The organism is Psychrobacter sp. AOP31-B2-9, assembly GCF_052378005.1.
GTDB lineage: Bacteria > Pseudomonadota > Gammaproteobacteria > Pseudomonadales > Moraxellaceae > Psychrobacter.
Window position 1 is genome coordinate 21,089 of the sequence record NZ_JBQSXG010000011.1, and the last position, 22,446, is coordinate 43,534.

Consider the following 22,446-nt stretch of genomic DNA (forward strand, 5'->3'; position numbering starts at 1 on the left):
ACAGTGTAGCAAAATAAGAAGAATATCAATATTATCCTAAGGTTACTTTATCTAATCGTAAGTATTAAAACTTTTTACCATCGACCATAACAGGACGACTGACTAGCCAAGCAATACCAACGTTAATAACCATCAATATTAAAATAAGCAGCAGTGGTAAATCCCAATTCCCCGTCACTTCATGTAACCAGCCAGTACCTAATGGTCCAAAAAACGCAAGGACATAACCGACTGCTTGCGCCATACCTGACAGCTCACTCGCTTGATTGGTCGTATAGGTGCGCATAGAGAACAACATCATACATAGGGTAAAGATTGCCGCACAGCCCATGCCCATCATGCCTGACCATAACCATGCTAAGTCAGTTGAGAGGTAACTGACACCCAATATGCCAATGACATTTAGCACAGCGGCAACCACTGCTAACGCTTGAATAGGGCGACCACGGTTGACGAGCCACGTTAAGCTCAAAATAGATAACGGTGCCATAAACTGAAATACGGAGCCCATTTGCCCCGCCTGTACCGCTGACAATCCTTTACTGGCCCAAATGGAAGGTAAGAAGCTGGCCACGGTATAAAACAATAAAGACTGCAAACCCATCAGTACCGCGATCTGCCAAGAAAACGGCATACGCCATATTGATATGTCGGAAGCGCTTGACGTTGGTAGGAGTGCTGCTTGATGGTTAGATGATCCCAAACGCACCCGTAAAAACCCCCACAGTACGAGGGCGAGGATGCCCAATATGGCCCAGCCACCAAGTGCCCACTGCCAACCTGCCTGCTCAGATAACGGTAATATTACACCTGCGACGATACCTGCTGATATAGTCATCGTGAGACTTAACGCACCAGTAATCAGCGGGATATGTTGTGGGGTACGCTGCTTAATAACTGGTGCTGCTAACGTATTGGCAAAACCGATAGCCAGTGTCAATAATAACGTACCTGCCAAAAACCAATGCCAAGTTGGCACAACACTACGAATAATCATCCCTGTGGTCAATAGCGCAATCACTATAATAAGCGTATTTTCTAGCCCAAACCGCTTGCCAATCATTGGTGAGACGAGTGCGCCAATAGCAAAAGATAGCATGGGTACCGCACCCAGCCAGCCAATTTGTGTCTCTGAGATATGGAGTGCGTCTTTTACCACTGGTGCAATAGAGCCTAGCGCCACGATAGGCGCTCGCATGTTGCTGGCAAGTAGAACCATGGCACATAACACAAGCCAAAAAATAAAGCGTGAAGAGGGTGGCTTCAATGGCGAGGCATTGTCAGAATGAGGCTGTGATGGCAAATTAATTTTTGAGTTAGAAGAGGTAGGCATAGCAGCACGATTATTATTAGAATAAGAAAAAACACGTCATTTAACAGCACTGAAGAATCATTGCTTGCAAATGACACCAAAGAAAACGCACACCAAAAGTGGCTGATATCGTAAACTAAAATCGTAAATTAGAAAGTATTTATAGAACGTAAGAGATACGAGCTTGCCATCTTATTAAGCAGGGTAGATATAATATAAGAGTGGTAACTTTGAAAAGTGTATTGCGATCTGAGTCATACTATAAAGCATAACACAATAAAAATAGTGCCAGCCTATTTCAAAGGACGTGGCACTATTATAAGAACAGATATCAGGCAAATACTAGAGTGTGTAACATTTTAATATGGTACTGGCAGTGGCTATTTTTTAGGCAATACACAGTAAAATTTTGATACCTAATCATTGTCATTCTAGGTTAGACAATTTTACATTGAGTTTATACTGACTTGCCTAACTGAGCCGCTTTAAGCGCGTTTTCTTGTTGTTCAGCGACGATAGAATCGCACTTATTGGGATCATCACCGCAGTATGAGCATTTTTCGTTACCCATCAGTTTAGCAACACCACCACAAGACCCTTTAAGTGGTTTCTTTTTTACCATATAACCGATGCCCATAAAGACAAAAAACAGGACGAATACAGCAAATGTAATAGCGAGCATGGGAAGCAATTGGCTAAGCATGGTGAGCACCTCAGTTCTCAAAAATAGGGTAGTTATCTTTATGATAACGATACATCTTAAATATTATCTATATATTTAAAGATTATTTACATACTTAATAAAATAAGTAGTATCTAGGGCGTATCACCAATTAGATTATGAGCATTAAAATTTAGCCATTTTAAAGCCATAAATTGCATCAATGTGCTAATTAATTGCACACCCTAGATAGCAGTATAACAAATTTTTGTTTCACTCGTTTATACCTATGGTGTTCGTTCATTATTAGACATAAAGTCTAAAGCTTTTTATCAGCGCGTAACGCTTGCATCGCAGGTGTTTCTACCACGTGCCAATCGTCGATACTGTCATCAGTATGACTCGTTTTTGCCTCATCGGTTAAGACGACAAACATGGCTGCTAGGTTTTGTGCTTTAGCAATCTCTAGTGCTTTATGATATGGCATTGCCGTCAAGGCCGTCGCCCATGCATCGGCTAGTGCCACGGAATCTGCAGCAACAGTCACTGAAGGTGCGCCACCAGCGATAGGCTTTCCAGTAGATGGGTCAATCGTGTGGCTATAGCGCTTGCCATCAAATATCACCGAATTGCGATAGTTGCCAGATGTGGCTAAATGCATTTTATTATTAGTATTTATAGGCTGGCGAATCACTGATATCGTCTGACGTTCGCTGACGGTACTGCCTTGAATTGGCGCATCAATTGCAATTTGCCATGGCTGCTGTTGATTATTAACACCAGCTGTCGAAATCTCTCCACCGATCTCTACCATATAGTTACGAATTTTGTAATCGTCTCTCAATACGTCAGCGATCACATCGACGCCATAGCCTTTGGCAACGGCTGAAAAATCAAGCCCGATACTATCTTTGGTCTTATAGACGGTTTGGTCTTTTTTTATAATACTATCAAAATCTACCAATGCTTTTGCTTGAGCAATCTCTACGGCAGTTGGCGGACTTTGTAAGCGATCCACTGTCATAGTGCTACCAAAGCCCCATGTTTCTACTAAGGGCATGACGGTTGGGTCAAATGCACCGTTAGACTGCTGATAGACTATACGTGAGACATCAAGCACACGGCTGAAATCTGCATCGATAGGGGTAGGCGTGTCTTTACCCAACTGATTAAATTTAGAAATGGTCGAGTCTGTTTGATAGGTAGACATACTGTCATTGATTTGCTTTAGGCGCTTATCAATCGATGCTTGTATAGCCGCTTCATCGACATCAGCAGGCAGCTGATAACTGATATGATAGCTAGTACCCATGGTCTCACCAGCCAGATAATCGTAATCTAGCGTTTTTTGCTGGCAAGCAGTGAGACTAAGCACACCAGCGAGAGCAATGGCGCCATAGCCTGTGTGAATCATTTTGTTAGAAATTATGGTCGTTTTCATAAGCTTTTTGCTATAGCAGGAAGGTGAGTGATGCTTTGAATAAGGTGCTTATTCTACACCTCTTGCCACCAATAACGCCAATCGCTTTGAGCGTAAAAAGTACTTGTACTCATCATGCTAGGGTGTGTCTTCATTTTTATCATCAGTTAGATGACTATCGAATAAGCGAAAGATACGTCCTAGATACTCGTAGCTAATACCACGGGGCTATATTTGGAGATTTTGTAAAAACTGTCTTTATCGCTTTTTTATGTCACTTCTGACTCACGGATGAGTTTATAAAGCTTGGGCGGTGATAATCGATTGACTCTGGTCGCCAGTTTCTCTTTAGTACCGGCCACGATGATATATTCTTCATCTTTAGTCAGTGCTTTTACGACTTGCTTGGCAAATGCAGCCGTGGTCAGTCCGTTACTGGTTGCTTCATCCATCGTGCCTTGCGTGCTGCCGTCGCCAGTCAAAGCATTTATAGAGACATTGGTTTGAATAAACCCTGGGAATATTGTCGCGACCTCTATTCCTTGTTCATACAGTTCAGCGCGTAGACTGTTTGCCCACATATGAAGCGCGGCTTTGGCTGCACCATAAGCACCGCGATATTGTGTACCTAACAACCCTGCTACACTTGATACCATCACCACTTTACCACCGCCTTGTTCGAGCATATCTGGTAATAGCAATCTGGTCAGACGGGTTTGCGCAAAATAATCTATCTCCATGATTTTGCGTTCGACGTCTTCAGTTGTGTCCATGATAAGCGAGCGTTGACTGATACCAGCATTGTTAATAAGCCAGTCAATTTTTCCTGCTTGTTGCTGAGCAGACTTATAGGCTTCGTTTGTTTGATTGGCATCGCTAATGTCAAAAGCTACGATGAAGTGTTTCTTACTTTGTTTACAGCGTTTTTTAACAGCCTGTAGCTTTGCTTCATCACGCCCGCTCAGAATAATTGTTGCCCCACGTTTGGCAAAGGCAATGGCTAGTGCTTCACCAAGACCATTAGAAGCCCCCGTTATCCAGATAGTTAATGCATTATATTTGGTTTTCATAAGAATCCTTTCTCAGGCTAATAAACAATTAATAATATAGGATAAAGAAGAGCGTTTGATATTTAGATTTGTTGTTTTATTCTTTAAGGTAAGTTATTTAGCAATAAAAAAGAGCCTCAAGTGAGGCTCTTTTTTTATGTACTTTACAAACTATTTTTCTACTTAACCACCGAAGTCATCAAGCATGATGTTTTCATCTTCAACACCTAAGCTGTGCAACATGTCGATGACGGCTGCATTCATCATTGGTGGCCCACACATGTAATACTCACAATCTTCTGGGTTTGGATGGTTTTTCAGATACTCTTCTAACAATACGTTATGGATAAAGCCAGTATAGCCGGTCCAATTGTCTTCAGGTAGAGGATCTGATAATGCGACATGCCATTCAAAGTTAGCAAACTCTTCTTGCAGCTGATCGTAATCTTCCACATAGAACATTTCACGAATAGAACGTGCACCATACCAAAAGCTAATTTTGCGGTCTGTGTGCAAGCGTTTTAGCTGATCGAAAATATGTGAGCGCATCGGTGCCATACCTGCACCACCACCAACAAAAATCATTTCAGCTTTAGTCTCTTTAGCAAAAAACTCACCATAAGGACCAGATACAGTCACTTTGTCACCAGGTACTAGACTGAATACCCAAGAAGACATTTTGCCTGGTGGAATCCCATCAGGACCACGTGGCGGTGGACTAGCGATACGGATGTTGAACTTGATAAGACCTTTTTCTTCTGGGTAGTTTGCCATTGAGTAAGCACGAATAACTGGCTCATCAACTTTTGAAACATATTTAAAGATGCCGAACTTTTCCCAATCTTCACGGTACTCTTCTGCGATATCAAAGTCTTTATAGTGTACTTCATGCGGTGGCGCTTCCAACTGTACATAACCACCAGCACGGAAATTAACTTCTTCACCTTCTGGGATTTTAAGTACCAGCTCTTTAATGAAGGTGGCAACGTTCTCATTAGAGATAACTTCACATTCCCATTTTTGAACATCAAAGAACTCAGGGTCAATCTCAATTTCCATGTCTTGCTTAACAGCTACCTGACAAGCTAAGCGCATGTGATTGCGGATTTCGCCTTGAGTAAAATAGCCTTCTTCGGTGGGCAGAATAGATCCACCCCCTTCAATAACGCGGCAACGACACTGTGCACAGGTACCACCGCCACCACATGCTGAAGATAAGAAAATACCTTCGCTCGCAAGTGTTTGCAGTAGTTTACCGCCTGCTGGTGTCACGACGTCATTATCGGGATTATCATTTATATGGATGGTAACATCGCCTGAACTGACCAGTCTTGAGCGTGCCGCCAAAATAATGGCGACAAGGCCCATGATGATCAAGGTAAACATCGCAACGCCACCAATCGCCGTAGCGTAATCCATGGTAGGTATCCTTAATCTATGGAGTAGGGGAGCGAAAAGACGTGATGACGTTTTTCTGAGCCCCTACCGAATAAATGAATTAAATAGGTCAAATCGCTAAATAAGTGTTTAAGCTTAGTCGTCTAAATTGACATACCGCCGAAAGACATAAAGCCAAGTGACATCAGACCAACTGTGATAAAGGTAATACCAAGACCACGCAGCGGTGCTGGAATGTCTGAGTATTTCAACTTCTCACGGATACCAGCCAATGCGGTAATGGCTAATGCCCAACCGAAGCCTGCACCCACACCATAAACGACAGATTCGCCGAAGTTATAGTCACGCTCAACCATAAACAATACACCACCTAAGATGGCACAGTTTACAGTGATGAGTGGTAAGAAAACACCGAGGGCGTTGTACAGACTAGGAACGAACTTATCCAAGAACATCTCTAGAATCTGTACAGTAGCAGCAATAAGACCGATGTAGCTGAGCAAACCTAAAAAGCTCAAGTCGATGTCAGGGAAACCTGCCCATGCCAGCGCACCATCTTTTAGAATGAACTGGAATAGTAAGTTGTTTAGCGGAACGGTAATTGCCATTACGACAACAACGGCGACCCCAAGACCAATAGCAGTTGATACCTTCTTTGATACTGCCAAGAAAGTACACATACCTAAGAAGTAGGCAAGCGCCATATTCTCAATAAAGACTGAGGTTATAAATAAACTAACATAATGTCCCATTAGTGACCGCCTCCATGTGCCATGCCTTTAGACTGCGGCTTCATTACAAACTCAGCTTCTTCTACCTGTTCAGGCTTCCAAATACGGACAATGACAATGAACAAAGCAATAATAAAGAATGCTGACGGTGGTAATAATAGTAGGCCGTTTGGTATGTACCAACCGCCGTCAGTCACTGGTTGTAAAATAGTGATACCGAACCAAGTTCCTGCGCCTAGTAGCTCACGAATAGTCGCGACAAATAATAAGACTGCAGAATAGCCGAGACCATTACCAATACCATCTAAAAAGCTTGGTATTGGTGGATTGCTCATCGCAAATGCTTCGGCACGGCCCATTACGATACAGTTGGTGATAATCAAACCAACGAAAACGGACAAGCCTTTACTGACATCATAAGCGACTGCTTTTAACACCTGATCGACCAAGATAACCAATGAGGCAATGATGGTCATCTGGACAATAATACGAATACTTGATGGGATCTGCTTACGAATAATCGAGATAAAGAAACTCGAAAACGCAGTTACAAGTGTTAATGCCACACACATAACCATGGCATTTGCCATGCTTGTTGTGACTGCCAGTGCCGAACAGATACCAAGGATCTGTAGGCCGATGGGGTTATTATCAAAAATAGGCGTGGTTAAAATACTTTTAGTATCAGCCATGTTATGCCTCCTTGCCGTTTGCTACTGGTAGCTTGGCTGCCAATTCGGTTTTAGGTTGAGCTGACGATTTTGATTGATTGGCTTGTGTATCTGCCTCATCAATAGTTTGGCCACTCTCTTCACGTAGCATGTCTAGATAAGGCTTATAGCCTTGCTCGCCTAACCAAAACTGAATCATGTTACTGACGCCGCGGCTAGTCAGTGTTGCACCACTGATACCATCAACCCAGTTATCTTTTGGATTACCGGCTTTGGTCACACCAGTAGCGACGTCACCGTTTTCGTCATAAGACTCGATACCGCTCCACTTAGCGCGCCACTCTGGCTCTTCGATACGAGCGCCTAGTCCTGGAGTTTCTTTATGCTCATAGAAACTGATACCTTTAATGGTATTCATATCGCTTTCAAGCGTTAAGAAACCATAGATAGTACCCCATAGTCCGTAGCCTTGAATAGGTAGTACGACTACTTCAGGTTGACCTGCATCGTCTTTTTTCACATAGACTTTGGCGTATTTAGGTTTACGACCAATACCAGCAGGATCGTTGTTACCTAAGTCTTCACTTAGAGCTTGGTTTTTGGTAGCTTGACTTGCATCATAAGCATTACGATCAGGAATGCCAGCTGCTGCTAGCGTTGCATCATCGACATAGTTACCTTCGTTTAGGTCAATAACTTCAACATCAAAATCTTTAAATCGTTCAGCCACATCATCTGGTGTATCAGACTCAGCATCATACATATCAGCGGCGACCAAAATATTTTTGTTTCGGTCTAAACGTGCATTTTCGAGTTGCGCTGGCTTTAGGCCAACGGCAACTGCTGAAACCAATACCGAGCACACCAAGCATAGCGTTAATGCCACACTGATGGTTTTTGCATTGTTACTTTTGGGCTTGGACATAACGAACCCTCCGAGCTGTTTGGCGTTTGATGTTTGCTTGGGTCACAAAGTAATCAAACAATGGCGCAAATAAGTTGGCGAATAGAATAGCCAGCATAATACCTTCTGGGAAAGCTGGGTTAATGACACGAATCAACACCGTCATAAACCCAATCAAGATACCATAAGCCCAACGACCTTTATTGGTATGTGCTGCTGATACAGGATCAGTTGCCATAAATACGGCACCAAAGGCGAAACCACCAATGACTAAGTGCCAGTAAAACGGTAAGTTCATCATCATGTTGTCTTTAGAGCCAACCATGTTGAAGACCAGCGAAGTGGCAACAAGGCCGACCACACAACCTGCCATGATGCGCCATGAGGCGATACGCGTCCATAGTAGAACTGCTGCACCTATCAAGATTGCTAATGTTGATACTTCACCGATACTACCTTGCATGTTACCTAAGAATGCATCACTCCACGTGATGGCGTTTCCATAGGCATCGACGAAGTCCTGAGGGACCACACCAAGTGCTGCAAGACCAAGAGGAGTAGCTCCTGAAAAGCCATCAACCGCTGTCCATATAGAGTCACCAGACATATAGGCTGGATATGCAAAGTATAAGAATGCACGGCCCGATAGGGCTGGGTTAAGGAAGTTTTTACCTGTACCACCGAATACTTCTTTTGCCACGACTACACCAAAGGTGATACCTAGAGCAACTTGCCATAATGGAATATCTGGTGGTAAACATAGCGCAAATAATACCGACGTTACAAAGAAACCTTCGTTGACTTCATGCCCGCGCACGACAGCAAAGATAATCTCACAGAGAATACCCACGGCAAAAGTAACTATATAGATGGGTAAGAACTGCATTGCTCCATAGACAAAGCTTGCCCAAATACTGTCTGGGTTATAGCCTGCCATGCTAGTGATGACAGTACGCCAGCCTTCAGGCTGTAAGCCAAGCTGAGCGATAGCGGTTAGTGCTTGATGACCGATATTGTACATACCCCAAAACATGGTTGGGAAGGTACATAGCCATACGGTAATCATAATACGCTTTAGGTCAATACCGTCACGCACATGTGATGATGTATATGTGGTTGAGCTTGGTTGACGTAAAAAAGTATCAAACATCTCAAAGATGGCATAGTATTTTTCGTGTTTGCCACCCTTGGTAAAAGACGGCTCCATACGATCGAACATATTGTGTAAAAATTTCATCGTGGTTAGCCCTCCAGCTCAATGCGCGTTAAGTTATCACGCAAAATATCGCCGAATTCATATTTGCCAGGAGATACGAAGGTGCATAATGCTAAATCTTCTTCGTCCAATTCTAGTGCGCCTAAATCTACTGCGCTGACGATATCTTCGACAATCAGTGCGCGTAATAGTTGCGTTGGCAGATAATCCTGTGGCATAACCTCTTCAAAAACACCGATTGGTACCATGGCCCGCGGTGAGCCGTTACTCGTGGTGGTAAAGTTATACTTTTTGCCACCAAAAAACTGCGAAATATAGATAGGCAACTTAGAGAAGCGATTTTTACCTGGTGTAAAGAAGTGGAATGCAGGACGTTCGTGGCCTTCAGCTAATGCACTGATTTGGTTATGAAAGCGGCCAAGATAAGCGATATTGCTAAATAGCTTACGACCAGATAGTACTGAACCTGAGATAATACGGTTTTCCCCAGCAGCCAACTGACCTTTGGTTAATGCAGTAATATCAGCGCCACGCTCAGTGACAACGAGGTGTGGATTGGTAGCCGCAGGACCAGCTAGACTAACCATACGAGGTGTATACAAACGACCTGTGGTAAACAGTTTACCAATCGCAATCACATCTTGATATCCAATCGTCCAAACACTTACGCCACGCATGATAGGGTGTAAGAAATGAATGTGCGTACCCGCTAAACCAGCTGGATGTTTACCAGCAAAGCCATGATACTCAGTGACATTATTAGCTGCGGTTTTCGCAACTGGCGTCAGCTGGGTATCACCGTTATGGCATACAAAGGTCTTAGGGCTGAGTGTAGAGAGTACGGCAAGTCCATCATTGAATGCTTGTAGCTGTTCACTAATGAGCAGCATTGGGTCAAATGCTAATGGATTGGTATCCATTGCAGTGACAAAAATAGCATGCGGACGGGCACCGATTTCTGGAGTACGGCTATAAGGACGCGTGCGAAACGCAGTCCATTCACCAGAGGCAAGCAGTTGGGTCTCAACGACTTCAGAGTCTAGGTCTGCAAGCTGTTGGGAGTCATACTGCTCAAATTCTACTTCTTCACCGTTTGGGTCGACCGCAATTACAAGGCTCTCAAACACACGACGTTCACCGCGGTTGATCGCGATGACTTTACCAGCAGCAGGGGCAGTATAGATAACACCAGCTCGTTTTTTATCTTCAAAAACGGGCTGACCTTTTGCTACGGTGTCACCTTCTTTGACATTCATCGTGGGCTTCATACCGACATAGTCGTAGCCAATAACAGCAACGTGTGTCGGCTTATGCTCAGATATCTCGCGGGAGGGTTCACCGGTGATGGGCAAATCCAAACCTTTTTTGATGGTAATCATAAGCGAAAACTTAGTCCATAGTCTAAAACGATACCAGACTTCCTGTTTGGTATATCGGCAGCATGAACAACTGCGTCATTCAATAAAGCACTCAGTCAGTTATTCCTATAGTAGGATAGTGATAGAGTGATTTAAAAATAATGCATGATCATAACTACTAGTAAGAGTATTAACGCTGACCTTAGACTCCTTAACAACACGTTAATGTCTTATTCGAATTACCAAAGTGGCGACTGGCTACCAAGGTGTATGCAAAAACCATTGATCAAAATAAATCGCTAAAATGATTACTTTAAATCAATAGCTCTATCATACGTTTCATTGAAAATTAAAACTTGTAACACCAGAATGACTGACCACTCCACTCTTACAGATTAAGTATCATGTAAGTCGATACTCGTTCGATAAGACTGTAGCCAAACAAAGATCTATTTAGATAGATGATAAACTGGCTGAAAAACAAACTGACTCAGAAATGAATAAGCAAGCTTTACTTATTATTCATTGCTATATAGTCAGTAATGACAGTTCTAAATCGTTAACCAGTGATAGAAACAGGGTAAAAGACGTTAGGAAAGATATCTAATTAGAGTTTAGTATTGCAGAGTAGACGGTTTAACGGCCACTAGTTGAAATTTCTAATATAACCCTTCTTAGTAATGTATTGATCGATATCGTGCCGATATGTTCAGTTATTACTCGACTCATCCTGACCGTCACGCTTCTTTCTTAGTCACGGATGACTTAATGTAAAGCGTGGCGTATGGTTACTATCACATAGAAACAAATAAAAATTTACCTAGGATTATACGCTAAATTGACCTAAAATTGCCAGTCAGTAATTGAATTTACCTAATGTTTCCAGTGATTGAATCTACTAAAACTTATAGTTATAGCTTTTAGCCTTTGTCATTACTTATATGATATTTCAACGAATTTTTGTTTCGTTGTTGGTTTGTATGAATCCGTTCAAATTTTAAATCGCTTTTTCAACGGTATTTTTCTATTATGGCTTAAAGTGTGTTGTATATTCAATATGCTCAAATTTTTAAGAGTGATTTTTTACATTTATCTAATATTGTGTTTTATAAGGAATGTTATATGTGTGCTGTGCCTGTCATTATCCCGGCTGTTGATTTAAAAGATGGTAAATGTGTACGTTTAAAACAAGGTCGTATGGAAGATGATACGGTGTTCTCTGATGATCCAGTCGCCATGGCCGCACGCTGGGTAGATGAAGGTGCACGCCGGTTACATTTGGTTGATTTAAATGGCGCATTTGATGGTGTACCAGTGCATAGACAAGTGGTGAACGATATTACGAAAGCGTATCCAAACCTACCTATTCAATTAGGTGGTGGTGTGCGTAATATGAACACCATTGAGCAATATATTACCGCAGGTCTGACGTATATCATTATCGGTACGAAAGCTGTTGAAGATCCTGATTTCGTTGCGGAAGCTTGCCGCGAATTTGCTGGACATGTCATCGTTGGCATCGATGCTAAAGATGGTATGGTTGCTACCCATGGTTGGGCAAACGTTACTGATACCAAGGCGACTGAACTCGCTAAGCGTTTTGCGGATGTAGGTGTATCTTCAATCGTCTATACTGATATTGCCCGTGATGGCATGATGCAAGGCGTCAATGTAGAGCAAACGGTTAACTTGGCGCGCGAAGGCGGCTTACCGGTGATTGCTTCTGGTGGTGTGACTGATTTAAAAGACATCGAACTGTTAAAGCCGTATGGTGACTGTATTGAAGGTATTATCACTGGACGTGCTATTTATGAAGGAACGCTAGATTTAAGTGCGGCGCAGGCTTATCTCGATAGCTAATAAAAAGTAAAGACTTTAGATATGTCCTCATTTTTATTGCTATTTAGAGGACTTTGGCTTGATTTGAGGGCGTGTTTTAGTAAAAAATCAGTAAAACAGCAAAGGGTGCTTATGGCGGTTTGTTCTGACCATCAAAAAATACGCAGTTGCCTCAAAGTCTGGGGTCAGATGCTGTTGCTATTAAGCATCATTAGTTTGTGCCTCCCTATTCATGCCGCTGAAACCATCAGTGTGGATGATGCTGCTACGGTGCCCGAAGGGACTGAAGAAGTGGATGCTTCTGACAGTGACGCAAACAATAGTGAGTCAACGCCTGCTACAGCAAACAATCAGTTAACTGAAAGTGATTCAAATAATGGGCTAGACAGCGTTACTTTGGCGACTACGCCGGCACCAGTTGAGTCATCGCCCGTTATCAGTAATGAAAGTACGAATGATGCTCAAATTGAAACCACACCTGCGCCGCAAAAAGACAATGATATTCGGCAACGTATCAGTGGGATATTTTCAGAAATTGAGGGGTTGCAAGCAGTCAATGTTAGCGTTACCCAAGGAGTGGTTACGTTAACTGGTGAAACACCGAATGAGAAAAAAGCGCAACAAGCCATCAGTTTAACCAATCGTTTAACCGATGTGGTTACTGTTGAAGATAGAATTACTCGAACGCTTGATGTACAAGACAACGTATCCACCGTTTACCAAAGTCTCAAATCACAAACGAAAAATGTAGTCAAAGCCTTACCTTTATTATTGGTGGGTATTGTTTTATTTAGCTTGGTGACTTGGTTTGGTAGTTGGTTGTCCAATCGTCAAAAAATGTGGCAACGTCTAACCCCCAACCCATTTGTAGCTGAGTTACTCTCTCAAACTATTAAAATCATCTTTATTATTATTGGTTTGATTTTAGCGCTGAGCTTGATAGGTGCCGAAACCATTTTAAGTACACTGTTGGGTGGCGCTGGTGTTATTGGTATCGCAGTTGGTTTTGCGGTCAAAGACACTATTGAAAACTATATTGCTTCCTTAATGCTAAGTATTCGCCAGCCATTTCGTGCACGTGACTATGTCTTGATTAACAATCAAGAGGGTATTGTGGTACGCTTAACTTCGCGCGCGACGATATTGATGACTTTAGATGGAAATCAATTGCGTATCCCTAATTCAGAAGTTTTCAAAGGTACTATCCTCAATTACACCAAAAACCCTGAACGTCGCTTTACCTTTGAATTGGGCGTTGATGCCAATGACGACCCTCTTGCCGCCATCAAGGTAGGGACCGATGCAATATGTCAGTTAGGTTTTGCACTGGATAATCCAAAAGTTACTGCAGTTATTAAAGAAGTGGGTGATTCTAATATCATTTTGCAGTTTCAAGTCTGGGTAAATCAATTGGAATCTGACTTTTCCAAAGCTCGTAGTATTGCCATACGTGAAACCAAGCATGCGCTTGAAGATAATGGTTTTAGCTTGCCAGAGCCTATTTATCAGTTGCGATTTAATCATAAGTTAGAGCAAGCTTTTGCACACATGCAAGATAGCCATGAAAGTATTGGTGTGTCTGATAAGAGTACTACTTCAACCATTCCTGAGGCGGCAGATATAGGCAAAAATGAACAAAATGGCATTGATAGTAAAGATAAAAAGCTAGCAAAGGCACGTGCCAAAATTATTTTGCAAGGTCGCCGTGCTGATGAGGTGTTAGATACGAGCCCTGATGACAAGCTAATGGAAAAGGTTGAACAAGAGATTTCTGAGAATTCAGATGAGACGGATTTATTGAATAGTGAGAGCCCGCAAGAGTAGTTTGTAACAGCCAGCGAAAACTAGGCATAAAAAATGCAACAAAACATATATCTGACTATTAAAATATGGAACATTTTTATGCAAATTAAACATTTGATTATATTCGCGTTGATTGGTATCGTTGGACTATTTGGCTTTAATCTTATTAATAGCAAACAGCATGAGAAAAATAGAGAAGTTGTTGTTAGTAGCGTTACCGTTGGGAATAATGATACCAATACCAACATAGACAGTTCTGCTACAGACAGCACGGCAAGTAGCTCAGAAGATATCACTAGCCAACCTTTGGCTGAGCAGCCTAAAGCTATCCTCGATAGTGCTACGTCTCAGATAAATCAAGCTCAGCAAACCGAACAGAAAAATTTAGAAAATATGGATAGCGTTGCACAGTAACTAATCTGCACTGCGTAAATAAAAAGTAATTATATAAATAGCGCAGCACAAAAAAAGGCTAACGTCATCGTTAGCCTTTTTTATTATTCAAGTCTTTATTCAGATTAGCCTTTCTTATTGCCACCTTTGCTGCGGCTGCTACTTCTTTTTGCAGGGCTTTTCTTAGGCTGCTCCTTTTTAGCAGGCTGTTTTTTGGTCTGGTTCATAGCACTAGACTGCAGTTTTTCTTTTAGATCAAAATCAATCTGCAACAGGTCCATGTTGACTCCAGCAACTTGTACTTTCACCGAATCGCCAAGTCCAAATAGCGTGCCTTTATCCTTACCAATCAGCTGTTGCTGCTGTTCATCATAAACAAAGAAATCGTCACCGACGTTTGATATGTGCACCAAACCATCAATATATAAGTCAGTCAATGTTACAAATAGACCGAAGCTAGTAACCGTAGTGACTACTCCTTCAAACTCTTCGCCAACATGGTCTTTCATGTAATGACATTTGAGCCAAGACTCTACATAGCGAGATGCTTTTTCGGCACGACGTTCAGTATCTGAAGTTTGTGTACCAGCGCCTTCGAGAGAGAAGTCCATAACAGGCTGTTTGCTGTTGGTGACTTTAGCTTTAATCGCACGATGCAGCATTAAATCTGGATAACGGCGAATAGGAGAGGTAAAGTGGCTATATTCGTCATAAGCCAAACCAAAGTGACCAATATTGTCAGGTGCATAGTTGGCTTGCATCATTGAACGCAATAGCATGCTGTGTATGCTAATTGCATCAGGTCTGTCTTTGGTTGCTTCAATAATCCGCTGATAATCTGCTTGAGTTGGACTCTCTTCTGGGAATGGTAATCCAAAGTTTTTTGCATATTCATGAATACGCATTGACTTTTCACTGTCAGGCTTATCATGATTACGGTATAACACAGGCAATTCATGCTTGAGTGCAAAATTTGCCGCACAGGTATTGGCCAACAACATGCATTCTTCGATCAGCTTTTGAGAATCACCACGAGTACGCGGTAAAATATCTGCAATACCACCTTTTTCGTTGAATTTTATATACGTCTCAACGGTCTCAAACTCCATTGCATGGCGATCTTCACGTTTTTTAAGCAACAGCTCATACAGCTGATGTAGCGTATCGATAGATTTTTTAACGTCTTTGTTGCCCGTTAATGATTTAGGCAAACGTTTATCAGTCGGATTTACGAAGTAGTCATTTACTTGATTATAAGTCAAACGTGCTTGTGAGTGCATGACTGATGGATAGAACTCATATCCTGTGACCTTGCCTGCACGTGATATTTTGATATCAGCAACCATACATAAGCGATCAAGATCAGGGTTCAGTGAACATAGACCGTTAGATAGCACCTCAGGTAGCATCGGAATCACGCGATGCGGGAAGTATACTGACGTACCACGCTCATAGGCATCTTGATCAAGTGGTGAGTTCGGCGTCACATAATAGCTGACATCAGCAATCGCAACCACGACACGGTAATTACCACCAGAACGCTTTTCAGCGAATACAGCATCATCAAAGTCACGCGCATCTTCACCGTCAATAGTGACAAGCGGTAGATGACGTAAATCTGTGCGGTCTTTTATGTCTTTTTCAGTTGGCTCTTGATAGTCATTAGCTTGCTTCAGAGCAGCTTCACTGAAATCTGATGGAATGTCGTAGTTGAGCAGGGTAGTCTCAATAATCAATTCGCGGTCATTGTCGTCAGACAATACTTCAGTGATTTTACCGGTGGCAAACTCATGTTGGTTTGGCCAGTCAATGATGTCAACTTTAACAGGTGCGCCTTGCTTAGCGTTAAATGCCTGAACATTGTCATCAGTAACCGTGATTGGCTGATGATTATTTGGACTACCAAGCTCAACGCAGTAGCCATCATCATCACGGGCAAGTGTACCAATAAAGTTGTTTTGGCGACGTTCCACGATATCAACAATACGCCCTTCAGTACGCCCACGGTTGTCCGTTGATGTACCGACGGCTTCGACAGTGTCACCATTAAATACCCAACGCATTTGTTTTTCATGCAAAAACAAATCTGGCATATCACTTAAAAGTACAAAGCCAAATCCTTTAGGATGAGCAGACACGGTGCCAGTGACGACATCTTGCTGAGTCACTGTACGATAGCGATAAGGACGACCTTCACGGTTTACCTGTCCATCACGTGCCATAGCTTTGAGACGATTACCCAAAGCATCAAACTGATCGGTATCATCAATATTAAAGGCTTTTGCTAACTGTTGATGAGTGACTTCGCCGTGCTCAGTAATCGTACTAAGTATTAGTTCACGACTAGGGATGGGGTTGTCATATCTTTTTGCCTCACTTGAGGCGTTTGGGTCATTCCAACTCATAAATTACCGTATCTATTTTTAAAATTATTAATAAGGGCTATCTTAACACGAACGACGTTGTAATATCTTGCGTCAATTGTTGTATGTGTATTCATTAGCAAGGAGCCATTACCTCTATGAGGCAACAGCAGTTTGGATAAATCAAAGATCGATATCAACCGTGTTTGATTTATCGGTTATCTTTTTACTGTTTATTTCTTTTGATACTTCTAGCACAGTGGTTTGATTAGATTTATCAAGGTATTTTTGTGCTTTATCAACTTCGCTAGTCAAGGTATTGACCGTTTGTTTCATATTCTCTAGTGCTTCGATTTTATAGTTGCTAATCATATCCATCGTGTCATAGACATTGTTAAAAGCATTTTGCAACTTATCAAGTTCAATGCTGCTGCTGGTCGCTTGCTCATGGATTTCACCTGACTGGCGTTTGAGCATTGCTGAGGTTGATTCAATCAAGCTACTGGTCGTTTTATTCAACGCAGTGATTTGATCGAGTACCAGTTTTTGATTGGTCATCGCTTGAGCTACGACGACAGCCGTGCGTAATGCTGATACCGTTGTCGTGGTTGCGCGATCGACACCCTTAATCAGCTCTAAGTTATTGCGACGAATGGTATCAAGCGCTAAATACCCTTGTACATTAACGGCCAGCTGGGTCAAAAAATCTGTATTTTTTTGACGGACATAAAACAACATTTCTTCTTTAATAATACGAGCTTTCTCAGGATCAGTCGCTTCTATCGCATAGACTTTTTGCTCTAGCTGCTCATCAATCTTTTTGCCAACGTAGACATACTGACGAATAGATTGCATCAGCTCCCACATATTGACTTTTTCTTGTTCAATCATTGCATTGTCTTTGAGCAATTCATCTTTACCATTATAGAGACTGGTAACAACGGCATTGATATGAGACTGTGCGGATTCATATTGGCGGAAGTAGTCTTGTACTTTATTACCGAACGGAATGAGACCAAACAGCTTACGTGAACTGGTCAGCTCTTTTTTGCTAGGATCTAAGTCTTCGACAATCCCGCGCAGTTCCGTTAGTGAGTTAGCGATAGGGGAGTTATCAAACAAGCTATCATTGAGACTTTTTGCCGGCAAATCTAACATACGGTTAGAGACTTGTGCTGACTCTCGAATCTCTTTGGTACCTAAATTGTGAATAGATTGCACGTTTTGTCGAAACTCATCGCTGTGCACAGAGTTAGTAAGTACATGGTCTACAAAAGCATCAACTTTGGCATCGAGCTCCGGAATCTGGCTTTCATCCAACTTGACCATCTGATCTGCTTCACTTTTTTGTATCTCTTTCACAGGTTCAGGTGCAGTTAAAGAAATACTTGGAGTTTTTGCGTTTTCTGGTGGGGTCAATTCTTGCATGAAGTTTCCTGTAATATCTAAAAGGGACAGTGTTTTTGGTCAATAGCTATATAAAGCGGTAACCGTAAAAAACATTGATAGTAAATGGATATTCTTATGCACTCGGTTATTCTTATTAGAATAGTATAAATGCGGTGCAGCAGAGCTTTAGATTAACGGGTAATGAACGAGTTGAGAAGATAGGTTTTGTAAAGTGGCGTCGACTTATTATATTAAAAAATGGCTATTAACAGGCTTAAATATTAAAAAACCATCAATATCCCGCAGCATATTGATGGTTGAGATTATAAGTATCTACATCGACTAACAGCCACCACTAAAACAATCTACAAAACAGATTATTTTTTCTTAGTTGGTCCAAGCAGCATACCCATTTGACGACCTTCCATCTTAGGATACTGCTCAACGTTAGCAATCTCAGCAGTGTCTTCGATAATACGATCTAGCTGCTTACGACCAATCTCTTGGTGCGCCATTTCACGGCCACGAAAACGAATACTGATTTTAACTTTGTCTTGGTTTTCTAAAAAGCTGAAGATTTTTTTCAGTTTGACCTGATAATCAGCTTCTTCAGTACTAGGACGCAGTTTCATTTCTTTCAGCTGAGTTTGCTTTTGGTTCTTTTTAGCTTCTTTCGCCTTTTGCTTCTGATCATAGAGGAAATGCTTATAATCCATGATTTTACACACAGGCGGCTTGGCATCTGGAACCAATTCGACCAAATCTAGATTGTCTTCACGTGCCGCTTTCATCGCGGTTTCGATATCGACCACGCCCATTTGTTCGCCGTCTTCTTTGACGAGACGGACTTCTTTGACATTGATATCTTCGTTGATGTTCAAACGGTTCGACTGTTTAATAGGTATTACTCCTCATCTGTTTTTGGGGTCTGTCGGCCTTTTTCAGCGACAGCTGTCTGTACTAATGTAATAAATTTAGAAATACTCATTACGCCAAGATTCTCACCTTCACGCGTACGGACGTTGACACTGCCCGATTCGACTTCTTTATCCCCTAATACTAGCATATAGGGAATACGTTCTAATGTTTTCTCTCGTATCTTAAATCCAATCTTTTCGTTACGCAAGTCACTAATAGCACGTAAACCTGCATTTTTTAGTTCACTGACTACATTTTCACAAGCATCGGCCTGTTTATCTGTGATATTCATGACTACAATTTGTTGTGGTGCTAGCCATACGGGCATCCAACCGGCATAGTTTTCAATCAATATGCCGATGAAACGCTCGAACGAACCCAATATCGCACGGTGTAGCATGACAGGTACTTCGCGTTCATTCTGCTCATTTACAAATTCAGCATCAAGGCGCTCAGGCATGTTTGGATCAACTTGAATAGTACCGCATTGCCATATACGACCTAACGAGTCTTTTAGACTGAATTCAATTTTTGGGCCATAGAAGGCACCTTCACCGGGTAGATAGTCCCAGTCAAGGCCTGAACTATCTAGCGCGTCGGCCAACGCTTTTTCAGCAAAATCCCATGATTCATCACTACCGACACGTTTTTCAGGACGGGTTGAAAGCTTCATGATGATGTGATCAAAACCAAAGTCTTCATAGACAGCAAGCGTGAGCTTAATAAAGTCAGCAACTTCTTGTTGAATTTGCGCTTGGGTACAAAAAATATGCGCATCATCTTGCGTAAAGCCACGAACACGCATTAGACCATGTAATGAACCTGATGGCTCGTTACGATGACAAGAACCAAATTCTGCCATACGTAAAGGCAAATCACGGTAAGATTTCAGGCCTTGGTTAAATACTTGCACATGGCAAGGGCAGTTCATAGGTTTTACGGCATAATCACGGTTTTCACTCGAAGTCGTAAACATATTGGTTGCATAGTTACCCCAATGACCAGAACGTTCCCACAAGCTACGATCCACGATTTGTGGTGTTTTAATTTCTTCATAGCCATTATCATGCTGTACTTTACGCATATATTGTTCAAGCACTTGGTAAATGGTCCAACCATTCGCATGCCAAAATACCATGCCTGGTGCTTGCTCTTGCATGTGAAACAGGTTTAACGCTTTACCAATTTTACGGTGGTCGCGTTTTTCTGCTTCTTCAATACGCTGGATATAGGCCTTTAGGTCTTTTTTATCAGCCCACGCTGTACCATAGATACGTTGCAGCTGCTCGTTTTTGGCATCACCGCGCCAGTATGCACCCGACATTTTGGTCAGTTTAAATACTTTTAAGAAGCGCGTGTTTGGTACGTGCGGGCCACGGCACATATCGACGTACTCTTGATGATGGTACAGACCAAAGGCTTCTTCACCCGGCATATCGTTGATTAATTTAAGCTTATAGTCCTCACCGCGCTCTTCAAATATCTTGATCACTTCATCGCGCGGTGTCATTTTTTTGATGACATCATAATCTTGTTTGATCAGTTGCATCATGCGTTTTTCGATGGCTTCCATATGCTCAGGGGTAAACGGCGTCTCGCTATAGATGTCGTAATAAAAACCATCTTCGATGACCGGTCCGATGACCATTTTTACCTCTGGGTAGAGCTGTTTTACTGCATGACCTAACAAGTGGGCGCAGGAGTGGCGAATGATATCGACACCGTCAGCGTCTTTTGGCGTCACGATTTCAACTTTGGCATCATGGGTGATCGGATCGTGTGCATCGACTAATTGACCATCAACGCGCCCAGCGACCGTCGCTTTGGCAAGTCCTGCACCAATACTCTGCGCCACTTCCATGACGGTGGTATTGCCTTCAAAGTTTTTTACGCTACCATCTGGTAAAGTAATCGCTACCATAATCTATTCACCTTTTTGGATCCGTTGGCAGTGATGATTGCAACCATCAATCATATAACCGTAAGACCGCATCAATTATATCTAACTGCTGTGATATGTTAAGAAAAGTACCACCCAAAATACTAAGTTGAGACGATATTAATAGCATGCTTTTGGCCACTTTATCTAAAGGCTCACTTTAGCATTACAAGGTAGTGTCATAAAAGCCACTATTATAGCAAACACTGCCTAGCAACACTAGGTTGGAGAATATAGATACAAAGTGACAAAAGTATTATAACAAGCGATGTCAGCACGGTGACTGTTTAAGTATCGATGCAGCACTTGTTAAGTATCGATGCAGCACTTGATGCTTCAAAGTTACCTAATTACCGATGCTATAGTCGATACACTCTAAAAATGTCATAGCGCTACTGGGATGAATGTTGCGCAGCCTCTGGGAACGCAGCACGCAAGTAAAATTTATACCAGTGGCGCGTTTAAATCCATAACAGTTTTACATTCAGCTAACTATATGAAAAATAACGTCTTATCTCGCTGCATCATGTTCATATCGGATTGACTATATAAGTATTTATTAAGCAGATATCAATAGGTAATAGATAACGCCAATTTTGCTACCACTATATAACTAATGAAGTGATGATGGTTTAAGTCGCAGCGCCGTCCTAAAAAGTTTTTTCGCTAACATATTGAAAATACTAGTCTATTTTATGTTTGTTGAAATTAATTAAAAAACTTGTCAAAAAGCAGTTGACACCCGTCAGAAACTCTCTATAATACGCACCTCATCAGGACGAGCCAAGCATTACTAGGGTGAATTACATAGTAACAACGCAGCGAACCTTGAGAAACAAATTATAAAAAAGCTTGACAAACCAAATCGTTATGATATGATAGTCGGCTCGCTAATAACGATAAGCACATTGCTTAGTTATTAGATATATAACTCTTTAACTGGACGACAGTGAAGAGACACTATTTAAAAGCACAACTAAAGAACAACTTGTGTGGATTTTTGCTGATATAGAATGCTAAAAAATAAAGTTGGTTTTGACTTCTTTTCGGGAGTTAATTCTAACTATAAAAATTATCATTTA

The 22,446-nt window shown here is 41.9% G+C and carries 17 protein-coding genes; 3 read left to right on the forward strand and 14 right to left on the reverse strand.

The features are described from left to right. Positions 1–64: 64 nt before the first annotated feature. The 10 genes from ACT3SX_RS02660 to ACT3SX_RS02705 form a co-directional block, all read right to left on the reverse strand. A complete protein-coding gene (locus ACT3SX_RS02660) occupies positions 65–1,333 on the reverse strand; it encodes an MFS transporter (RefSeq protein WP_442061861.1) in 1,269 nt (422 codons plus the stop codon). Positions 1,334–1,769: 436 nt separating this feature from the next. After that, on the reverse strand, positions 1,770–2,015 hold the full coding sequence (gene nqrM, locus ACT3SX_RS02665) for a (Na+)-NQR maturation NqrM (protein WP_192520196.1): 246 nt from the start codon (positions 2,013–2,015) through the stop codon (positions 1,770–1,772). A 277-nt stretch (positions 2,016–2,292) separates the two neighbouring features. After that, positions 2,293–3,414: an FAD:protein FMN transferase gene (locus tag ACT3SX_RS02670; RefSeq protein ID WP_442061864.1), complete on the reverse strand. Its 1,122-nt coding sequence runs from the start codon at positions 3,412–3,414 to the stop codon at positions 2,293–2,295. Positions 3,415–3,662: 248 nt separating this feature from the next. Further along, the gene (locus ACT3SX_RS02675) at positions 3,663–4,463 is read right to left on the reverse strand and encodes an SDR family NAD(P)-dependent oxidoreductase (protein WP_442061867.1); all 801 of its coding nucleotides are present in this window, start codon (positions 4,461–4,463) and stop codon (positions 3,663–3,665) included. A gap of 162 nt (positions 4,464–4,625) precedes the next feature. Then, on the reverse strand, positions 4,626–5,861 hold the full coding sequence (nqrF, locus tag ACT3SX_RS02680) for an NADH:ubiquinone reductase (Na(+)-transporting) subunit F (RefSeq protein WP_192519584.1): 1,236 nt from the start codon (positions 5,859–5,861) through the stop codon (positions 4,626–4,628). A gap of 122 nt (positions 5,862–5,983) precedes the next feature. After that, positions 5,984–6,592, reverse strand: coding sequence for an NADH:ubiquinone reductase (Na(+)-transporting) subunit E (nqrE, locus tag ACT3SX_RS02685; protein WP_011281361.1), 609 nt, complete (start codon positions 6,590–6,592; stop codon positions 5,984–5,986). Beyond that, positions 6,592–7,263, reverse strand: a complete 672-nt coding sequence (locus ACT3SX_RS02690; RefSeq protein WP_192519585.1) for an NADH:ubiquinone reductase (Na(+)-transporting) subunit D — start codon at positions 7,261–7,263, stop codon at positions 6,592–6,594. The genes nqrE and ACT3SX_RS02690 overlap by 1 nt, the downstream gene beginning before the upstream one ends. 1 nt (position 7,264) lies before the next feature. After that, the gene (locus ACT3SX_RS02695) at positions 7,265–8,167 is read right to left on the reverse strand and encodes a Na(+)-translocating NADH-quinone reductase subunit C (protein WP_192519586.1); all 903 of its coding nucleotides are present in this window, start codon (positions 8,165–8,167) and stop codon (positions 7,265–7,267) included. Further along, positions 8,148–9,383 carry an NADH:ubiquinone reductase (Na(+)-transporting) subunit B gene (locus ACT3SX_RS02700; RefSeq protein WP_442061870.1) on the reverse strand — a complete coding sequence of 412 codons (1,236 nt, stop codon included), beginning with the start codon at positions 9,381–9,383 and terminating at the stop codon, positions 8,148–8,150. Before ACT3SX_RS02700 ends, ACT3SX_RS02695 begins: the two co-directional genes overlap by 20 nt. A 5-nt stretch (positions 9,384–9,388) precedes the next feature. Then, complete coding sequence (locus ACT3SX_RS02705; RefSeq protein WP_442061873.1) at positions 9,389–10,741, reverse strand: Na(+)-translocating NADH-quinone reductase subunit A; 1,353 nt, start codon at positions 10,739–10,741, stop codon at positions 9,389–9,391. A 1,101-nt stretch (positions 10,742–11,842) separates the two neighbouring features. Between ACT3SX_RS02705 and hisA the strand changes: the two genes are divergently transcribed. From hisA to ACT3SX_RS02720, 3 genes are all read left to right on the forward strand, one after another. After that, positions 11,843–12,580 (forward strand): 1-(5-phosphoribosyl)-5-[(5-phosphoribosylamino)methylideneamino]imidazole-4-carboxamide isomerase, encoded by a 738-nt coding sequence (hisA, locus tag ACT3SX_RS02710; protein ID WP_442061875.1) that lies wholly within the window; start codon positions 11,843–11,845, stop codon positions 12,578–12,580. Between the two features lie 111 nt (positions 12,581–12,691). Next, positions 12,692–14,383, forward strand: a complete 1,692-nt coding sequence (locus ACT3SX_RS02715) for a mechanosensitive ion channel domain-containing protein (protein WP_442061878.1) — start codon at positions 12,692–12,694, stop codon at positions 14,381–14,383. A 78-nt stretch (positions 14,384–14,461) separates the two neighbouring features. Then, entirely contained in the window at positions 14,462–14,776 is a 315-nt protein-coding gene (locus tag ACT3SX_RS02720; protein ID WP_192519591.1) for a hypothetical protein, read from the forward strand. Positions 14,777–14,880: 104 nt separating this feature from the next. Here the strand turns inward: ACT3SX_RS02720 and rnr are convergent, their stop codons facing one another. From rnr to thrS, 4 genes are all read right to left on the reverse strand, one after another. Beyond that, positions 14,881–17,160: a ribonuclease R gene (rnr, locus tag ACT3SX_RS02725; RefSeq protein WP_442061881.1), complete on the reverse strand. Its 2,280-nt coding sequence runs from the start codon at positions 17,158–17,160 to the stop codon at positions 14,881–14,883. Positions 17,161–17,301: 141 nt separating this feature from the next. Beyond that, a complete protein-coding gene (locus ACT3SX_RS02730) occupies positions 17,302–18,546 on the reverse strand; it encodes a toxic anion resistance protein (protein WP_192519593.1) in 1,245 nt (414 codons plus the stop codon). Positions 18,547–18,884: 338 nt separating this feature from the next. Next, on the reverse strand, positions 18,885–19,388 hold the full coding sequence (infC, locus tag ACT3SX_RS02735) for a translation initiation factor IF-3 (protein WP_192519594.1): 504 nt from the start codon (positions 19,386–19,388) through the stop codon (positions 18,885–18,887). 23 nt (positions 19,389–19,411) lie between these two features. Then, entirely contained in the window at positions 19,412–21,346 is a 1,935-nt protein-coding gene (thrS, locus tag ACT3SX_RS02740) for a threonine--tRNA ligase (RefSeq protein WP_442061884.1), read from the reverse strand. Between the last annotated feature and the right edge of the window lie 1,100 nt (positions 21,347–22,446).

What these genes read in the sequence shown, in the direction of transcription:
- ACT3SX_RS02660 (WP_442061861.1), bottom strand. Translation starts at nt 1,333, where the DNA reads ATGCCTACCTCTTCTAACTCAAAAATTAATTTGCCATCACAGCCTCAT.
- nqrM (WP_192520196.1), bottom strand. Translation starts at nt 2,015, where the DNA reads ATGCTTAGCCAATTGCTTCCCATGCTCGCTATTACATTTGCTGTATTC.
- ACT3SX_RS02670 (WP_442061864.1), bottom strand. Translation starts at nt 3,414, where the DNA reads ATGAAAACGACCATAATTTCTAACAAAATGATTCACACAGGCTATGGC.
- ACT3SX_RS02675 (WP_442061867.1), bottom strand. Translation starts at nt 4,463, where the DNA reads ATGAAAACCAAATATAATGCATTAACTATCTGGATAACGGGGGCTTCT.
- nqrF (WP_192519584.1), bottom strand. Translation starts at nt 5,861, where the DNA reads ATGGATTACGCTACGGCGATTGGTGGCGTTGCGATGTTTACCTTGATC.
- nqrE (WP_011281361.1), bottom strand. Translation starts at nt 6,592, where the DNA reads ATGGGACATTATGTTAGTTTATTTATAACCTCAGTCTTTATTGAGAAT.
- ACT3SX_RS02690 (WP_192519585.1), bottom strand. Translation starts at nt 7,263, where the DNA reads ATGGCTGATACTAAAAGTATTTTAACCACGCCTATTTTTGATAATAAC.
- ACT3SX_RS02695 (WP_192519586.1), bottom strand. Translation starts at nt 8,167, where the DNA reads ATGTCCAAGCCCAAAAGTAACAATGCAAAAACCATCAGTGTGGCATTA.
- ACT3SX_RS02700 (WP_442061870.1), bottom strand. Translation starts at nt 9,383, where the DNA reads ATGAAATTTTTACACAATATGTTCGATCGTATGGAGCCGTCTTTTACC.
- ACT3SX_RS02705 (WP_442061873.1), bottom strand. Translation starts at nt 10,741, where the DNA reads ATGATTACCATCAAAAAAGGTTTGGATTTGCCCATCACCGGTGAACCC.
- hisA (WP_442061875.1), top strand. Translation starts at nt 11,843, where the DNA reads ATGTGTGCTGTGCCTGTCATTATCCCGGCTGTTGATTTAAAAGATGGT.
- ACT3SX_RS02715 (WP_442061878.1), top strand. Translation starts at nt 12,692, where the DNA reads ATGGCGGTTTGTTCTGACCATCAAAAAATACGCAGTTGCCTCAAAGTC.
- ACT3SX_RS02720 (WP_192519591.1), top strand. Translation starts at nt 14,462, where the DNA reads ATGCAAATTAAACATTTGATTATATTCGCGTTGATTGGTATCGTTGGA.
- rnr (WP_442061881.1), bottom strand. Translation starts at nt 17,160, where the DNA reads ATGAGTTGGAATGACCCAAACGCCTCAAGTGAGGCAAAAAGATATGAC.
- ACT3SX_RS02730 (WP_192519593.1), bottom strand. Translation starts at nt 18,546, where the DNA reads ATGCAAGAATTGACCCCACCAGAAAACGCAAAAACTCCAAGTATTTCT.
- thrS (WP_442061884.1), bottom strand. Translation starts at nt 21,346, where the DNA reads ATGGTAGCGATTACTTTACCAGATGGTAGCGTAAAAAACTTTGAAGGC.